This window comes from Bacillus sp. PS217 (genome assembly GCF_037963535.1).
In the GTDB taxonomy this organism is placed as follows: Bacteria; Bacillota; Bacilli; order Bacillales; family Bacillaceae; genus Bacillus; species Bacillus subtilis.
In genome coordinates this window covers 2,408,100-2,424,683 of the sequence record NZ_CP150157.1, presented here as the reverse complement: position 1 = coordinate 2,424,683, position 16,584 = coordinate 2,408,100, and the positions used below count along the sequence as shown (strand labels likewise).

Sequence of the window (16,584 nt, the reverse complement as noted above, 5' to 3'; positions counted from 1 at the left end):
GCGTGATTGTCATCTATAATGGAACTAAAATATTTTTCATTTTCCCGACAGTTTGATAAACTGATTCTATTAAAACGGTAAGGAAGGTCTTAAAATGCAAAAAGAAACTTGGCGGTTTATAGACTCAGGCAATGCAAGTCCTGCATTCAATATGGCGCTTGATGAAGCGCTTTTATATTGGCACAGCGAAAAGAAAATCCCCCCGGTTATCCGTTTTTACGGCTGGAATCCGGCGACACTTTCTGTAGGGTATTTTCAAAATATTAAAAAGGAAATCAATTTTGAAGCAGTACATAAATATAATCTCGGATTCGTCAGACGCCCGACCGGCGGGAGAGGTGTGCTGCACGATCAGGAACTGACATACAGCGTAATTGTTTCGGAAGAGCACCCCGAGATGCCGGCGACTGTTACTGAGGCTTACCGGGTTATTTCAGAAGGCATACTTCAAGGCTTTAGAAATCTCGGTCTGGACGCTTACTTTGCCATCCCGAGAACTGAAAAAGAAAAAGAAAGCTTAAAAAATCCGCGGTCATCTGTTTGTTTTGACGCGCCTTCGTGGTATGAACTAGTGGTTGAGGGGCGCAAGGTGGCGGGAAGCGCGCAAACGAGACAAAAAGGCGTGATTCTTCAGCATGGCTCCATTCTTCTTGATTTAGATGAGGACAAGCTGTTCGATCTGTTCTTATATCCAAGTGAAAGAGTAAGAGAGCGGATGCAGCGCAATTTCAAAAATAAAGCGGTTGCCATTAATGAACTCACCGAAAAGCGGGTGACGATGGATGAGGCTCGTAAAGCCTTTAAAGAAGGATTTGAAACAGGTCTTAACATTCATTTGGAGCCATATGAACTTTCTCAGGAAGAGCTTGATTTTGTTCATCACTTGGCTGAAACAAAGTACGCTTCAGATGAATGGAATTATAAGCGGTAAACAGGGCTTTTGACCCGCGGAGCATCCTTGTTTTTTCAAGTTCATTAGTGTAAACTTGTAATGGTTTATAAAGTTAAGGTGCTTTTTGGGAGGGTTTCGATGACAACACCAAGTATGGAAGATTATATTGAACAGATTTATATGCTGATTGAAGAAAAAGGATATGCACGAGTTTCCGATATCGCGGAAGCATTGGCAGTCCATCCCTCCTCTGTAACAAAAATGGTTCAAAAACTAGATAAAGACGAATATTTAATTTATGAAAAATATCGCGGTCTCGTGTTAACGTCTAAAGGGAAAAAAATAGGCAAACGGCTGGTATACAGACATGAATTGCTTGAGCAGTTTTTAAGAATCATTGGTGTTGATGAAGAGAAAATATATAACGATGTCGAAGGAATCGAACATCATTTAAGCTGGAACAGTATTGATCGCATCGGGGATCTTGTTCAATATTTTGAAGAAGATGATGCCCGTAAAAAAGATCTGAAATCAATCCAAAAGAAAACAGAACATCATAATCAGTAAAAAGGCGGTCTCGAAGGAGGCCGTCTTTTTTGATACGCTGACGCCACCCGTCATTCGTTGGTCTATTTCTTCGCGTGTTTTCTTAAAATGGTAATAAACGATCTGATGGAGGGGGAGGGAATGAGATGTATATTGACGGTGTGTTTTCCGGCGGAGGAGTAAAAGGCATTGCGCTCGCAGGCGCTTATGAAGTGCTTGAGGAAAAAGGCTTCCGCTTTAAAAGAGTTGCGGGTACAAGCGCCGGCGCCATTATTGCCGCTTTCATTGCGTCAGGTTACACCAGTAAGGAAATCCACGCTTTAATTGAAGAAGTGGACGGAGAGAAATTGCTGGATCAGAGGTACTCATTTCTCCCCTTAAAGATGCTCCAGTGGGTGTCCATCTACTGGCGTCTTGGCTTATACAAAGGCGATACGATAGAAAAATGGATTGCTGATCTGTTAAGAGCGAAAGGCATAAGGGTTTTCGGCGATTTGCAGAAAGGGTCTCTGCGCCTTATTGCTTCTGATCTGACAAACGGCACCATGATTGTTTTGCCGGACGATTTGGCCCGTTACGGGTTAAATCCAGATATGTTCCCGGTTGCCAGAGCGGTCAGAATGAGCTGCAGCATCCCGTATTTCTTTGAACCGATAAAATTAAAAACGGACACAGGCACCGCCACGGTTGTCGACGGAGGCGTGTTAAGCAATTTTCCCATCTGGCTGTTCTCAAAGGAAAGAAAGCGCCCTGTGATCGGTGTCACGCTTGCGCCACGTGAAAGAGAGCGTCCGAAAAAAAATATCCACAACGCTTTTGAACTGTTCGGCGCCCTGTTTGAAACGATGAAGGATGCCCATGACGCAAGGCACATTGCGTCACGCTATGAACAAAATATCATTTTTCTTCCTGTCGATGACGTAATGGCCACTGATTTTCATTTAACACAACAAAAAAAACTAGCTCTGATTGAGCTAGGTAAAAGACGGACAGAGCTGTTTTTAAAGCAGTGGACCTATTAAAAAAGCGCTCTGTTTTTCTTTTTATTTTTTTTCCCTTCTATAACAGTCAGCTGAGTCTGGCTTTTTTTCTTGAGAATCATCGGCTTAGGCTTGCTGGCGCTCGGAACGCTTCGCAGGTGGCTGACACGTCCCTTATGTCCGGCGCGGTGTTTTGCTTTTTGTTCTTTCATCCGGCGCCGCGATTGTTTCGCCGCTTTTTTGAAGGCTGCTCCTTCGCTGCCCGCATTTCGATTCATTACATATTTCACAATAAAATAAATAATGATACCTGCCACGATGACGGTTACCGCCATTTTTGCCATTTCTCCGGGATTGGTTACCAGCACATAGAGGAAACCGAACGCTCCCAGCGCAATTAATACAGCAATAATAGGTTGTACACGATGATTCATAACTGTCCACCTCCGAAAGTAATAGCAGGGCAACGGATTTTAGATGACGTTGTGAGAAGGCTTCTGATTTTGCTCAGACAATGCTTCGAGTCTGAGAAGTTCGTTAAAGCTTTCGATGGCAACTTCAACCTGGTCATCCTTAGGTTCCTTTGTGGTTAACAGCTGAAGCCAAAGTCCCGGGTACCCAAGTAATTTCAGACCGGGAATGTCACGCACTTTGTTGGTCAGCTGCAGAACTTCAAAGGATATACCAAGCACGACCGGTATCAGTGCGACACGATCTATAACACGCAGCCAAAGCGGATCTGTCGGAACGAGTAAATAAACAAACATGCCGACAATAATCGTAAATAAAATAAAGCTTGATCCGCAGCGGTAATGAAGCCGAGATTGGTTTTGGACATTCCTCACAGTAATTGGCAAATTCTGTTCATAACAGTTTATGACTTTATGTTCGGCTCCATGATATTGAAACACTCTTTTAATAAGCGGTGTCATGGACAAAAAATAGATGTAACCGAGCAGCAAAATCAACTTAAACAGGCTTTCAACCGCGATTTGCGCCGTGTCCGAGGAAAAAATCGGCCTTGTCAGTTCCGCTAAGAAAACTGGAACCAATGTAAATACGAATTTACTGAACAAAAATGATAGGACGCCTATAACTGCGAGGCTGAGATACATAGACAGCCCGGAGGATTTTTTTTCTTCCTGCTCAAGTGTCTCGTCTTCAGATGGATCGAGCCCGTAACGTTCGCTTGAAAAATTCAGATGCTTTGTGCCGTTTGCACTCGCTTCGATAATGGCCGCGATCCCCCGTAAAAACGGGATCTTTTTCACGATGTTCAGTTTCGGGTTGTGTTTGCGTGGAAGCTTAAAAAAGTCAATGCTTCCATCCGTTCTTCTGATGGCTGTAACGTAATGATGCTTTCCGCCAAACATAACGCCTTCCACAACAGCCTGCCCGCCGTAAGCGGGCGGAACTTTATGTTTTGACATATTATCAACCTGCCTATTTCTTTAGGATTGCTAACCATTTCCTTTCACTCTATTGTACAGGAAACAGCGCTAAACCTCTAGATTGACAGGCTGAAAAAATTGCCATAGCCTTGCTTTTTCTACATGCATTATACCCGGTATTTTCAAATTTTACTCGCAGCTGTCAAAAAGTGTGAGCTTTTTTATTGACATTTCATTTTTTGGGCACACTTTAACTGGAGGTGCCATGATGACAAGCGAAAAAGATACAGAACAAAATGAAGAATTGAATGAGAAGCAAAAGCCGCCTGTTTCAATGGCCGGCAGGGTGGCGGCAACAGGTTTTTGCGGAGGCGTACTTTGGAGTTTCGTTGCTTATATCGCATATTTGTTTCATTTTTCCGAAATCAGCCCGAATATGATATTGCAGCCGTTTGTGCTCGGAGAGTGGAAAAAACATGGGCTGGGAACGGTAATCAGCATCATTTTGATTGGAGTAATTTCAATTGGCGCAGCATTTCTTTATTTTCTTCTATTGAAACGTTTAAAAACAATGTGGCCGGGTATTTTATACGGCTTGGTGCTTTGGCTGCTCGTGTTTTTTGTTTTTAATCCGATTTTTCCAGATGTGCGCACGGTGACCGAACTGACATCAGATACAATTATTACGACCATTTGCATTTATTTGCTTTACGGGCTGTTTGTCGGGTATTCTATTTCATTTGAATACAATGAGCTGAATTCGGAAAAGCTTGCACGTGCGCTGGGAATGCATAGAGAATAGTGTATAATCCTTTTCCAGTATGATAAAATGTTCACGAGAAGTGAACATTTTTTACATGAGAAACCCTCGCGAAAAGGAGAGATTATGTGCCTCATTTTTTGATTTTGAACGGACCGAATGTTAACCGGCTTGGAAGTCGTGAGCCTGAAGTATTCGGCCGCCAGACACTGACCGATATTGAAACAGATCTTTTTCAGTTTGCTGAAGCCTTACATATCCAGCTCACTTTCTTCCAGTCTAATCACGAAGGTGATTTGATAGATGCGATACATGAGGCTGAGGAGCAATACAGCGGGATTGTTCTGAACCCCGGCGCCCTGAGTCATTACAGCTATGCGATCAGGGATGCTGTTTCAAGCATCAGTCTTCCTGTGGTAGAGGTGCATTTATCAAACTTATACGCCAGGGAAGAATTCAGGCATCAGTCGGTTATCGCTCCTGTTGCGAAAGGGCAGATTGTCGGTCTTGGAGCTGAAGGCTACAAGCTTGCTGTTCGCTACTTATTAAGCCAGCAAGGGGGAGAATCAAGATGAAGCTAGAGAAATTAAGAAACCTGTTTGGACAGCTGGGAATTGACGGCATGCTGATTACAAGCAGCACGAATGTACGCTATATGACAGGGTTTACAGGTTCGGCGGGTTTGGCTGTGATATCGGGTGACAAAGCAGCGTTTATTACGGATTTTCGTTATACTGAGCAGGCGAAGGTTCAGGTAAAGGGTTTTGAGATCATTGAACATGGCGGCAGCTTGATTCAGACCACTGCCGACACTGTTGAATCGTTTGGCATCAAGCGTCTCGGTTTTGAACAGAACAGCATGACATATGGCACTTACGCTTCATACAGCGCCGTTATCAGTGATGCCGAATTAGTGCCTGTGGCTGAATCCGTGGAAAAGTTGCGCTTGATTAAGTCTAGTGAAGAGATTAAGATATTAGAGGAAGCTGCGAAGATTGCAGATGATGCCTTCAGACATATCTTGACGTTTATGAAACCCGGCATTTCTGAAATCGCTGTTGCCAATGAGCTGGAGTTTTATATGAGAAGCCAGGGAGCAGACAGCTCTTCTTTTGATATGATTGTCGCCTCAGGCCTTCGTTCAAGCCTTCCGCACGGTGTGGCCAGTGACAAACTGATTGAAAGCGGAGACCTTGTTACGCTTGATTTTGGCGCTTATTATAAAGGATATTGTTCTGATATTACCCGGACGGTCGCTGTAGGTCAGCCCAGTGATCAATTGAAGGAGATCTATCAGGTTGTATTTGATGCTCAGGCGCTTGGCGTCGCACATATTAAGCCGGGAATGACAGGAAAAGAGGCTGACGCCCTCACAAGGGATCATATTGCTGCAAAAGGCTACGGTGACTATTTCGGCCATTCAACCGGGCACGGGCTCGGCATGGAAGTTCATGAATCGCCGGGATTATCCGTCAGATCTTCAGCTATCCTTGAACCGGGTATGGTGGTCACAGTGGAGCCGGGCATTTACATACCAGAAACAGGCGGTGTCCGCATTGAAGATGACATCGTGATTACAGAAAACGGCAACCGGACAATCACCCATTCCCCAAAAGAACTTATTATTTTGTGATTGGAATATAGGAGGACATTAAACATGATTTCAGTTAACGATTTCCGTACAGGATTAACAATTGAAGTAGATGGCGGCATTTGGCGCGTCGTTGACTTCCAGCACGTAAAACCTGGAAAAGGTGCGGCATTTGTCCGCTCTAAACTCCGCAACCTTCGCACTGGCGCCATTCAGGAAAAAACATTCCGCGCTGGTGAAAAAGTAGCGAAAGCGCAAATCGAAACCAAAACAATGCAATATCTATATGCAAACGGAGATCAGCACGTATTTATGGATACTTCTTCTTATGAGCAGCTTGAACTGAGCGCAACTCAAATCGAAGAAGAATTAAAATACCTGCTAGAAAACATGTCTGTGCATATCATGATGTACCAGGATGAAACACTTGGTATCGAACTTCCAAACACAGTTGAGCTGAAAGTTGTTGAAACTGAACCTGGTATTAAAGGTGATACAGCGTCAGGCGGTACAAAACCTGCGAAAACTGAAACCGGGCTTGTTGTAAACGTGCCGTTCTTTGTGAATGAAGGCGACACACTTGTTGTTAATACATCAGACGGTTCTTACGTTTCAAGAGCATAGAAAGAAAAAAAGAAGTCTGTTCCCAAATGGGAGCAGGCTTTTTTTGTGCCCAAAAACAGAATCTTTCTTTTATACGAAAATGACAAGACTACTTCAGCAAGCTAGAGCATATCATATAAAAAAATGGGAGGTTGGGAGAGTGCTATGAAATTTTTACTTGGAAATATCAATTCTACTGTTTTAACAATGGCGGGATTACGAGTTTTATCCTCTATGATTGAGCTGACGGCAGCAATTGTCATGCTTGTGACCAACGATGTCCGGAAGGCGGTTGTGGTTAACAGCATTCTCGCTATTGTCGGTCCGTTGATTTTTATCATTACGATGACTGTCGGAATCTACCAAATTGCCGGGCAGCTTTCGTATGCAAAGCTGATTCTGATTTTTACGGGTGTTGTTTTGATTTTGGCGGGTGTTCATAAATAAAGAGAGGCTTGTCATAAAGTCTGCCTCACATCATACATTTTAAAGAAGCCAATCGGTAGAAAGGAGGAGGCTCTGTTGAATGAAATCGCTGAGGTTCTCCCTGAATCCATGAAAAACGCCCTTTCTGAAATACCGGAACAACAATGGCTGGAAATCGAAGAAGTCAGAATTCGGATCAACCGCCCTGTTGAATTGATTCGAAGAGGACAACCTGTTTATTTGTCCTATGCGGGCACGGCCGAGGATGCCCATCTGATCCTGAGCCGGCTCAGCAACTATAGTATGTATACATTAGAAGAAGAGCTGAAGAAAGGGTATGTCACGATCAGAGGCGGCCACAGAGTCGGACTGGCGGGCAGAGTCATTACGGAAAACGGAGGTGTGAAAGGCCTCCGTGACATCGCATCTTTTAATATACGAATTGCCCGGCAAAAGCTGGGGATTGCGGAGCCGCTGCTTCCATACTTATATCAAGACAGCTGGCTGAATACGCTGATTATCGGACCGCCCCAAACAGGCAAAACAACACTTCTCCGGGACCTTGCGAGGCTCTCAAGCACCGGCAAAAAACCCATGCTGCCCGTTAAGACAGGAATCGTCGATGAACGGTCAGAAATTGCCGGATGTCTTCGCGGCATTCCGCAGCATCAATTTGGTCAGAGAATTGACGTGTTAGACGCCTGTCCAAAAGCTGAAGGGCTGATGATGATGATTCGATCCATGAGCCCTGAGGTGATGATTGTCGATGAAATCGGGCGTATGGAAGATACAGATGCACTTCTGGAGGCACTGCATGCTGGTGTTTCAGTAATCGTATCGGCGCATGGCTGGAGCATATCCGACCTGATGAAGCGGCCTTCATTGAAGCGTTTGTGGGAAGAAAGAGCCTTTGACCGCTATTTGGAATTATCAAGAGCAAAAGGGCCGGGCACAGTGAGCCAAATTTATGACAAAGACGGAAATGTGCTGTCTAGGACGACGGGCGTGAAAACATGCTGAAGCTGCTGGGCGCTGTATTTATTGTGGTAGCGACAACATGGACAGGTTTTGAGATGGCGAAGATTTATACAGAACGGCCGCGGCAAATCCGCCAGCTGCGTGCGGCGCTTCAATCCCTCGAGGCTGAAATCATGTACGGCCATACACCGCTTCATACTGCTTCACAGCAGATTGCCAAACAGCTCACACAGCCTGTTTCAGCTCTTTTTTCCGCATTCAGTGATCAGCTGGACAAGGGAAGTGATTCCGCGAAAACGGCGTGGGAGCAAAGCTTAAAGAAGGTATGGGACACCCTGTCTTTGAAAAAAAGCGAATACGAAGTGCTGAAGCAGTTTGGCGAGACGCTCGGGATTCATGATCGAATCTCTCAGCAAAAGCACATCAAGCTGGCGCTGACACATTTGGAAGCCTCTGAAGCGGATGCTGAGCAGGCGCAAGCGAAAAATGAAAAGATGATAAAAAGTTTGGGCTTTTTAGCGGGCTTGTTACTCATTCTTCTATTGATGTAAACGTGAGGGGAGCAAAAATAAAATGGGAGTAGACGTGAATGTCATATTTCAAATTGCCGGAGTGGGAATCGTGGTCGCTTTTTTACACACGATATTGGATCAGATGGGCAAGAAAGAATACGCTCAGTGGGTGACGCTGTTAGGTTTTATCTATATTTTATTTATGGTCGCCACGATTGTAGATGACCTATTTAAAAAGATAAAAGCTGTGTTTTTATTCCAAGGATAGGGGGGCTTGCAGATTGACATTGTTCAAATTGTAGGTTTAGGGCTGATCGCCACCTTCCTTTCTTTAATTGTAAAAGAACAAAAGCCGACTTTTGCGTTTTTAATCGTCGTTTTTGCCGGATGTGCCATTTTTCTTTATTTGGTAGACCAAATCTACGACATTATTCGAATGATAGAAAAAATTGCGATTAATGCAAATGTCAACATGGTCTATGTTGAAACCATTTTAAAGATTATCGGAATCGCCTATATTGCTGAATTCGGGGCACAGCTCACAAAAGATGCCGGTCAAGGAGCCATCGCCTCGAAAATAGAATTGGCGGGGAAAATTTTAATACTCGTAATGGCTGTGCCTATTTTAACCGTCATTATCGAAACGATTCTCGGACTTATACCTTCTATGTCATAACCGAAAGGAGGCGGTAGATTGAAGCGCTTTCAATGGGTTTTGCTTTTGGCCGTGCTGATCATAGCAGGCCGTGCAGAAATTGTACAAGCAGCTGGTAATGCAGAACAAACGGAAGACCATGCTGAAACAGCCGAGCAATTAGCGGAAAGGACAGCAGCCTCGCTTGAAACAGATAAGATCGGGGAATTTTGGAATGACATTATGACAGAATACGGCGGACTGCTGCCGGAAAGCCAAAAAGGCAGCTTAATGGAGTTTATCAATGGCGATAAATCATTCTCACCGCAAGAATGGCTGAAAGCTCTCTTTTCTTATTTGTTTCATGAAGTGCTTGCCAACGGAAAGCTGCTGGGCACATTGATTTTGCTCACGATTTTTTGCGTCATTCTGCAGCTTTTGCAAAATGCTTTTCAGCAAAGCACCGTCAGTAAGGTCGCTTACTCAATTGTGTACATGGTGCTGATTATCCTTGCGCTTAATAGCTTTCATGTGGCGATTAACTATGCAACTGAGGCGATTCAGACGATGACCAGCTTTATCCTGGCGCTCATTCCGCTCCTCTTGGCGCTTTTGGCTTCCTCAGGCGGAGCTGTATCTGCTGCCTTCTTTCATCCTGTTATCCTCTTCCTGATGAACACGAGCGGTCTCTTGATTCAGAATATCGTCATGCCGCTGATTTTTTTATCAGCGATTCTGAGCATTGTCAGCACGATGACTGAACAATACAAAGTAACGCAGCTGGCTAACCTGCTCAGAAATATCGCCATCGGAGCACTGGCTGTTTTTCTTACCATCTTTCTCGGCGTCATCTCTGTTCAGGGAGCCTCAGCTGCAGTGACAGACGGCATTACGCTCAGGACGGCTAAATTTATAACCGGAAATTTTATTCCTGTGCTTGGCCGAATGTTTACAGACGCAACAGATACAGTAATCAGCGCCTCTTTACTGCTGAAAAATACGGTAGGGATTCTCGGTGTCGCTATTTTGATCTGTATCGCGGCATTTCCGGCAATCAAAGTGCTTTCCCTCGCTTTTATTTATAAGCTGGCAGCCGCGATTCTTCAGCCACTAGGAGGAGGGCCCGTCATCACCTGCCTCGACGTCATCAGCAAAAGCGTCATTTATATTTTTGCAGCTCTGGCCATTGTGTCTCTCATGTTTTTTTTAAGCCTTACTGTCATAATCACAGCCGGAAACCTCACGATGATGATGAAATGAAGGAGGCAGGCGAATGAGTTTTTTAACGGAATGGCTTACCACCATCGTGTTGTTTATCCTATTTGCAATTGTGATTGATATGCTGCTGCCGAGCTCCAGCATGCAAAAGTACGCAAAAATGGTAGTCAGCCTGCTCTTGATTGTCGTCATGCTTACGCCGATTTTTAAACTTTTCAAGACAGACCCCGAAATCATCTTTGAATATCTCACAAAAAACGGGCAGTCAGAGTCTGCCGACATAAAAAATCAAATCAATTCAAAAAAAATAGAAATACAAGCTTCCCAGCGCGCATATATTCTAGAAGAAATGGCTGTCCAACTAAAAAAGAAAGCGGAGGAGAGATTCAGTCATGATGAATATAAAGTAGGCCGCATCAAACTCACGGCAGGAGAAAAGGTAGATTCAGAAGAGGATATTAAAACAATCAGCGTGTATATGGCCCCGTCTTCTGAAAAAACGGTCCAAACGGTCGCGCCGGTCCACATTGATACAGATCATGCATACGTAACGAAAGAAGCAGCCGAACAAAAAGAAGCCAAACAGATAAAAACGCAGCTCGCGGACATTTGGGAAATCGGAAGTGAGAAAATTACGGTTCATATGGAAGGCGGGGAGAGTGTCGGCAATGAATAAAAACGGATTATGGAATGTATTGAAAAAGCAGTTTCTTCCGGGACAAACGAAGGACGGCGAAAAGCCGAAGCTGACCAAATATCATTACTTTCTATTCGTTTTTGTTCTCGGAGTTTCCTTTATGCTTGTCAGCCAGCTGTTTTCTTCACCTGAGAAAACAGAAAACGCCAAAACGATAACGGCCGTATCATCACAACATTCCGCAGACAGCAAAGAGAAAACAGCCGAAGTGTTTAAAGCCTCAAAATCTGATAAACCTAAAGACTCGATCGATGACTATGAAAAAGAATACGAAAATCAGCTGAAAGAAATTCTTGAAACAATCATTGGTGTGGACGATGTCTCGGTTGTCGTGAATGTAGATGCAACGTCGCTGAAAGTATACGAAAAAAACAAATCAAACAAAAATACAACCACTGAAGAAACTGACAAAGAAGGCGGAACAAGAAGCGTTACAGACCAAACATCGGAGGAAGAAATCGTCATGATCAAAAACGGCGATAAAGAAACACCTGTCGTCGTCCAAACGAAAAAACCTGATATACGCGGTGTACTCGTTGTTGCTCAGGGAGTGGACAACGTTCAAATAAAACAAACCATTATCGAAGCGGTGACACGGGTCCTGGATGTTCCAAGCCACCGGGTTGCGGTTGCCCCTAAAAAAATAAAGGAGGATTCATAAATGCTTAAAAAACAAACCGTTTGGCTATTAACAATGCTTAGTCTTGTCGTGGTGTTAAGCGTCTACTATATCATGTCGCCGGAAAGCAAAAACGCCGTGCAGATGCAAAGTGAAAAAAGCGCGTCTGACAGCGGAGAGGTCGCAACTGAAAAAGCGCCTGCCAAGCAAGACACGAAGGAAAAAAGCGGTGCAGAAACTGAAAAAGGAAAAGAAGATGGAACAAAGGGAACGAAAGATTCATCAGCAGACAAGGAAACATCCGCTGAAGCCAGTGAAAAAGGAACTGTTGTTACGGAAACAGCCGATGATGATTTGTTTACAACGTACCGTCTTGATTTAGAAGATGCCAGAAGCAAAGAAAGAGAAGAGCTGAACGCCATTGTATCAAGCGATGATGCAACAGCCAAGGAGAAAAGCGAAGCATACGATAAAATGACGGCTCTCAGTGAAGTGGAAGGAACAGAAAAACAGCTGGAAACGCTGATTAAAACACAAGGTTACGAGGATGCGCTTGTTAATGCTGAAGGAGATAAAATCAATATTACAGTCAAATCAGACAAACACTCCAAATCGAAGGCGACAGCCATTATAGACCTTGTGGCAAAAGAAATCAAAACAATGAAAGATGTCGCTGTCACATTTGAACCATCCAAGTAAGAAAGAGGAAAAAGAAGCCCGCTAAACAAGCGGGCTTTTTGCGTTGCTGTCATATTAGAGTTGAATTCAAAAGTCCGCTCCTGTAAGATGAACATAGTATGTACTTTTAGTAGTAACCTATAAAAAAGAAATTTCATACATAGGAGTGCGATTGAATGTTAAATATCAAAGAAATCAACGAGCTGATTAAAGCAATTGACGAGTCTACAATTGACGAATTCGTATATGAAAATGAAGGTGTATCCTTAAAACTGAAAAAACACGAAGCAGGCACGGTTCAAGTCATGCAGCAGGCACCGGCAGCACCTGTACAAGCACAGGCTCCGCAGGCAGTTCAGCCGCAAGCGCAGCAAGCAGCGGCACCTGCCCAAGAAGCACCAAAGCAAGATGAGAATCTGCATAAAATCACTTCACCAATGGTAGGAACATTTTATGCTTCTTCATCACCGGAAGCTGGCCCGTATGTAACAGCCGGTTCAAAAGTAAATGAAAACACAGTTGTCTGCATTGTAGAAGCGATGAAGCTTTTCAACGAAATCGAAGCAGAAGTGAAAGGCGAAATCGTTGAAGTATTAGTAGAAAACGGCCAGCTGGTCGAATACGGACAACCTCTATTTCTTGTAAAAGCGGAGTAAGGAGACTGAACATGATTAAAAAGCTATTGATCGCCAACAGAGGAGAAATTGCTGTCAGAATCATCAGAGCCTGCAGAGAGCTCGGAATTGAGACTGTCGCTGTTTATTCAGAAGCTGATAAAGATGCCCTTCATGTTCAAATGGCCGATGAAGCTTTTTGTATCGGACCGAAAGCATCAAAAGACAGCTATTTAAACGTTACAAATATTGTGAGTGTTGCAAAGCTGACTGGCACGGACGCCATTCATCCGGGATACGGATTTTTAGCTGAAAATGCTGATTTCGCTGAATTATGTGAAGAAGTTAATGTCACGTTTGTCGGCCCGAGCGCTGACGCCATTTCAAAAATGGGAACAAAAGACGTTGCGCGGGAAACGATGAAACAGGCCGGCGTGCCAATCGTACCGGGTTCACAGGGAATTATAGAAAATGTGGAAGAAGCGGTTTCGCTTGCTAATGAAATTGGGTATCCTGTAATTATAAAAGCCACCGCAGGCGGAGGCGGAAAAGGAATTAGGGTTGCCCGCACGGAAGAGGAACTGATTAATGGCATTAAGATTACACAGCAGGAAGCGGCAACTGCATTTGGGAATCCAGGTGTATACATCGAAAAATACATAGAAGATTTTCGCCACGTTGAGATCCAAGTGCTTGCTGATAACTACGGAAATACGATCCATTTGGGCGAACGCGACTGCTCGATCCAAAGACGCCTGCAAAAGCTTTTGGAAGAATCACCATCTCCTGCCCTTGACTCAGAAATCAGGGAGCAAATGGGAGATGCAGCGGTAAAGGCTGCAAAAGCGGTTGGCTATACAGGCGCTGGAACAGTTGAATTTATCTATGACTACAATGAACAGCGCTATTACTTCATGGAAATGAACACGAGAATTCAGGTGGAGCACCCAGTCACAGAAATGGTGACGGGAACTGACCTGATCAAGGAACAAATCAAAGTGGCATCAGGAATGGAACTGAGCCTCAAGCAAGAGGATGTTGAATTTGAAGGCTGGGCCATCGAATGCCGAATCAACGCAGAAAACCCAAGCAAAAATTTCATGCCGTCACCTGGTGAAATTAAAATGTACCTGCCTCCTGGCGGTCTTGGTGTCCGTGTCGATTCAGCTGCGTACCCTGGCTATTCCATCCCACCGTACTATGACAGCATGATTGCAAAGGTCATCACATACGGAAAAACGAGGGATGAAGCGATTGCCCGCATGAAGCGCGCATTGAGCGAATTCGTCATCGAAGGCATTGAGACAACAATCCCTTTCCATTTAAAACTGCTTGAACACGAAACATTTGTGAGCGGAGAGTTTAATACGAAATTTTTAGAAACATATGATGTAATGGGCTCATAATTTTTACGGAGGTGAATTGAATGAAAGACAACAGCTTGCTTAAAATGGATCACGAAGATACGCATTTGGGTAAGGTTGAGATTGCACCGGAGGTCATTGAGGTCATTGCCGGCATTGCAGCATCAGAAGTTGATGGGGTTGCCGAAATGCGCGGAAACTTTGCGACAGGCGTCGTTGAGCGCTTTGGCAAAGTGAATCATGGCAAAGGTGTCAAAGTCGACCTAGCGGATGACGGAATTACGATCGATGTATACTGTGTCGTTACATTTGGCGTTTCGATTCCGAAAGTTGCAGCATCCGTTCAGGAAAACATTCGTCAAACCTTATTAAATATGACGTCTCTTTCGATTAACGAGATCAATATTCACATCGTCGGCATTCAATTTGACACAAAAGCCCAAGAAGTCCAAATCGACGAAGAAATGTAAATGGCTTAACACGAAACCAAGGGGAGGGCGGCCCTTTGGTTTTTTTACACGTTACCCTTTATTTCAAAGCATGAAGAAAGCCGGCTTACATAGCCGAGTTTCTTCATGAACGTGAAATCCGAATAATCATATTAAGGTGTGTGAAAATATTCGGTAATAGGGTAAAAAAACCTTGATTTCAATATGCGGATACGAAAAAAATATGTTATGATCTCTTTGTGGCTTAACGACAAGCGGATAAAGAGGATCAAAGGAGAAAGAAAATGAAAAGAAGAACAGCAAGAGAAAAAGCTTTGCAGGCACTATTTCAAATTGATGTCAGCGATATTGCAGTGAATGAAGCCATAGAACACGCACTGGATGAAGAAAAAACAGATCCTTTCTTTGAACAGCTTGTACACGGGGTATTGGAACACCAAGACCAGCTGGATGAAATGATCTCCAAGCATCTGGTGAATTGGAAGCTCGATCGGATTGCCAATGTTGACCGTGCGATTTTGCGCCTGGCAGCATATGAAATGGCATATGCCGAAGACATTCCGGTGAATGTCTCCATGAACGAAGCGATTGAGCTGGCAAAACGGTTTGGTGATGACAAAGCGACAAAGTTTGTAAACGGGGTTCTTTCTAACATTAAATCTGATATTGAACAATCATAGGAGGAAAGAAAATGACTGCAACAATCATCGACGGAAAAGAAACGGCTAGAGAAAAACGCGAACAATTGGCAAAAGAGGTAGAAGAGCTCAAAAAGCAAGGCGTCACTCCCGGACTGGCGGTTATTTTGATTGGAGATGATCCTGCTTCTCACTCTTACGTGCGAGGAAAGAAAAAAGCGGCAGAAACAATGGGAATGAATTTCAAGCTCGATCAATTTGACAGCAGCCTCACAGAAGCTGAACTGCTTTCCATTATTGATCAATATAACCAAGACCCTGAGTTTCATGGCATTCTCGTTCAGCTTCCGCTCCCAGACCATATTTCTGAAAAAGCGGTGATCGAACGTATCTCTCCTGATAAAGATGTAGACGGTTTTCATCCGTTAAACGTAGGGAAAATGCTGCTTGGCGAAGATACGTTTCTTCCTTGCACGCCTCATGGAATTGTTGAGCTTTTGAAGAAAACCAATATTGACCTTTCCGGTAAAGAGGTTGTTGTAGTCGGCCGAAGCAACATTGTCGGCAAACCTGTCGGCCAGCTTTTATTAAATGAAAACGCGACGGTTACTTACTGTCATTCAAGAACAGAAAATATTACTGAACATACGAAAAAAGCGGACATCCTGGTGGTGGCAGTCGGCAGAGCCAACTTCATCAGTGCAGACCAGATCAAAGAGGGCGCTGTTGTCATTGACGTCGGCGTTAACCGTCTGGAAAACGGAAAGCTTTGCGGAGACGTTGAATTTGAAGGGGCAAAGGAAAAAGCGTCCTTCATCACGCCGGTTCCGGGCGGAGTAGGTCCGATGACCATCACGATGCTTGCGCATAATACTGTTAAATCTGCGAAACGTACGTTATCATAGATAATTGGAGATATTCACAGGCGAAATGTTTACCCGCCTTGAATATGAGCACGATACCCGCTTCTTCAGGCTCCTAAAGCCAGGGCGGG

23 protein-coding genes are annotated in these 16,584 nt (G+C 44.1%); 21 read left to right on the top strand and 2 right to left on the bottom strand.

Annotation, left to right across the window (positions count from 1 at the left end):
* Positions 1-94: 94 nt before the first annotated feature.
* The 3 genes from lipM to NSQ83_RS12410 all read left to right on the top strand — a co-directional run bounded on the left by lipM (position 95) and on the right by NSQ83_RS12410 (position 2,460).
* Positions 95-931: an octanoyltransferase LipM gene (gene lipM / locus NSQ83_RS12420; RefSeq protein WP_014664579.1), complete on the top strand. Its 837-nt coding sequence runs from the start codon at positions 95-97 to the stop codon at positions 929-931.
* 99 nt (positions 932-1,030) lie between these two features.
* Entirely contained in the window at positions 1,031-1,459 is a 429-nt protein-coding gene (gene mntR, locus NSQ83_RS12415; RefSeq protein ID WP_003236923.1) for a transcriptional regulator MntR, read from the top strand.
* Positions 1,460-1,584: 125 nt separating this feature from the next.
* Positions 1,585-2,460, top strand: a complete 876-nt coding sequence (locus tag NSQ83_RS12410; RefSeq protein WP_198878637.1) for a patatin-like phospholipase family protein — start codon at positions 1,585-1,587, stop codon at positions 2,458-2,460.
* Here NSQ83_RS12410 and NSQ83_RS12405 read toward each other — a convergent pair.
* A complete protein-coding gene (locus NSQ83_RS12405) occupies positions 2,457-2,852 on the bottom strand; it encodes an SA1362 family protein (RefSeq protein WP_003226367.1) in 396 nt (131 codons plus the stop codon). The genes NSQ83_RS12410 and NSQ83_RS12405 overlap by 4 nt on opposite strands.
* 39 nt (positions 2,853-2,891) lie before the next feature.
* Positions 2,892-3,848, bottom strand: coding sequence for a DUF1385 domain-containing protein (locus tag NSQ83_RS12400; protein ID WP_204551335.1), 957 nt, complete (start codon positions 3,846-3,848; stop codon positions 2,892-2,894).
* Positions 3,849-4,074: 226 nt separating this feature from the next.
* On the opposite strand from NSQ83_RS12400, the gene NSQ83_RS12395 reads away from it, so the two are divergent.
* The 18 genes from NSQ83_RS12395 to folD all read left to right on the top strand — a co-directional run bounded on the left by NSQ83_RS12395 (position 4,075) and on the right by folD (position 16,495).
* Positions 4,075-4,611, top strand: coding sequence for a YqhR family membrane protein (locus NSQ83_RS12395; protein ID WP_003230222.1), 537 nt, complete (start codon positions 4,075-4,077; stop codon positions 4,609-4,611).
* Between the two features lie 86 nt (positions 4,612-4,697).
* On the top strand, positions 4,698-5,144 hold the full coding sequence (gene aroQ / locus NSQ83_RS12390; RefSeq protein ID WP_003230223.1) for a type II 3-dehydroquinate dehydratase: 447 nt from the start codon (positions 4,698-4,700) through the stop codon (positions 5,142-5,144).
* On the top strand, positions 5,141-6,202 hold the full coding sequence (gene papA, locus NSQ83_RS12385; RefSeq protein WP_015251726.1) for an aminopeptidase PapA: 1,062 nt from the start codon (positions 5,141-5,143) through the stop codon (positions 6,200-6,202). Before aroQ ends, papA begins: the two co-directional genes overlap by 4 nt.
* Positions 6,203-6,226: 24 nt before the next feature.
* Entirely contained in the window at positions 6,227-6,784 is a 558-nt protein-coding gene (efp, locus tag NSQ83_RS12380) for an elongation factor P (protein WP_003226377.1), read from the top strand.
* Between the two features lie 144 nt (positions 6,785-6,928).
* Positions 6,929-7,210, top strand: a complete 282-nt coding sequence (locus tag NSQ83_RS12375) for a YqhV family protein (RefSeq protein ID WP_004398639.1) — start codon at positions 6,929-6,931, stop codon at positions 7,208-7,210.
* A 75-nt stretch (positions 7,211-7,285) separates the two neighbouring features.
* Positions 7,286-8,209 carry a stage III sporulation protein AA gene (spoIIIAA, locus tag NSQ83_RS12370; RefSeq protein WP_043857806.1) on the top strand — a complete coding sequence of 308 codons (924 nt, stop codon included), beginning with the start codon at positions 7,286-7,288 and terminating at the stop codon, positions 8,207-8,209.
* A complete protein-coding gene (spoIIIAB, locus tag NSQ83_RS12365) occupies positions 8,203-8,718 on the top strand; it encodes a stage III sporulation protein SpoIIIAB (RefSeq protein ID WP_032722102.1) in 516 nt (171 codons plus the stop codon). Before spoIIIAA ends, spoIIIAB begins: the two co-directional genes overlap by 7 nt.
* Positions 8,719-8,740: 22 nt before the next feature.
* On the top strand, positions 8,741-8,947 hold the full coding sequence (gene spoIIIAC / locus NSQ83_RS12360) for a stage III sporulation protein AC (protein WP_003153142.1): 207 nt from the start codon (positions 8,741-8,743) through the stop codon (positions 8,945-8,947).
* A gap of 6 nt (positions 8,948-8,953) precedes the next feature.
* Complete coding sequence (gene spoIIIAD, locus NSQ83_RS12355) at positions 8,954-9,355, top strand: stage III sporulation protein AD (protein ID WP_003230228.1); 402 nt, start codon at positions 8,954-8,956, stop codon at positions 9,353-9,355.
* Positions 9,356-9,373: 18 nt separating this feature from the next.
* A complete protein-coding gene (spoIIIAE, locus tag NSQ83_RS12350) occupies positions 9,374-10,573 on the top strand; it encodes a stage III sporulation protein AE (RefSeq protein ID WP_003230230.1) in 1,200 nt (399 codons plus the stop codon).
* 13 nt (positions 10,574-10,586) lie between these two features.
* On the top strand, positions 10,587-11,207 hold the full coding sequence (gene spoIIIAF, locus NSQ83_RS12345; protein ID WP_015251730.1) for a stage III sporulation protein AF: 621 nt from the start codon (positions 10,587-10,589) through the stop codon (positions 11,205-11,207).
* The gene (gene spoIIIAG / locus NSQ83_RS12340) at positions 11,200-11,889 is read left to right on the top strand and encodes a stage III sporulation protein AG (RefSeq protein WP_014477307.1); all 690 of its coding nucleotides are present in this window, start codon (positions 11,200-11,202) and stop codon (positions 11,887-11,889) included. Before spoIIIAF ends, spoIIIAG begins: the two co-directional genes overlap by 8 nt.
* Positions 11,890-12,546 carry a stage III sporulation ratchet engulfment protein SpoIIIAH gene (gene spoIIIAH / locus NSQ83_RS12335; protein WP_029946099.1) on the top strand — a complete coding sequence of 219 codons (657 nt, stop codon included), beginning with the start codon at positions 11,890-11,892 and terminating at the stop codon, positions 12,544-12,546.
* A 155-nt stretch (positions 12,547-12,701) separates the two neighbouring features.
* Positions 12,702-13,181 carry an acetyl-CoA carboxylase biotin carboxyl carrier protein gene (gene accB, locus NSQ83_RS12330; RefSeq protein WP_198878639.1) on the top strand — a complete coding sequence of 160 codons (480 nt, stop codon included), beginning with the start codon at positions 12,702-12,704 and terminating at the stop codon, positions 13,179-13,181.
* A gap of 11 nt (positions 13,182-13,192) precedes the next feature.
* Positions 13,193-14,545: an acetyl-CoA carboxylase biotin carboxylase subunit gene (accC, locus tag NSQ83_RS12325; protein ID WP_003230253.1), complete on the top strand. Its 1,353-nt coding sequence runs from the start codon at positions 13,193-13,195 to the stop codon at positions 14,543-14,545.
* Between the two features lie 20 nt (positions 14,546-14,565).
* Entirely contained in the window at positions 14,566-14,973 is a 408-nt protein-coding gene (gene yqhY / locus NSQ83_RS12320) for a fatty acid biosynthesis protein YqhY (RefSeq protein WP_003230254.1), read from the top strand.
* A 263-nt stretch (positions 14,974-15,236) separates the two neighbouring features.
* Positions 15,237-15,632: a transcription antitermination factor NusB gene (nusB, locus tag NSQ83_RS12315; protein WP_003230256.1), complete on the top strand. Its 396-nt coding sequence runs from the start codon at positions 15,237-15,239 to the stop codon at positions 15,630-15,632.
* An 11-nt stretch (positions 15,633-15,643) separates the two neighbouring features.
* The gene (gene folD / locus NSQ83_RS12310) at positions 15,644-16,495 is read left to right on the top strand and encodes a bifunctional methylenetetrahydrofolate dehydrogenase/methenyltetrahydrofolate cyclohydrolase FolD (RefSeq protein ID WP_003230259.1); all 852 of its coding nucleotides are present in this window, start codon (positions 15,644-15,646) and stop codon (positions 16,493-16,495) included.
* The last annotated feature ends 89 nt before the right edge of the window (positions 16,496-16,584 follow it).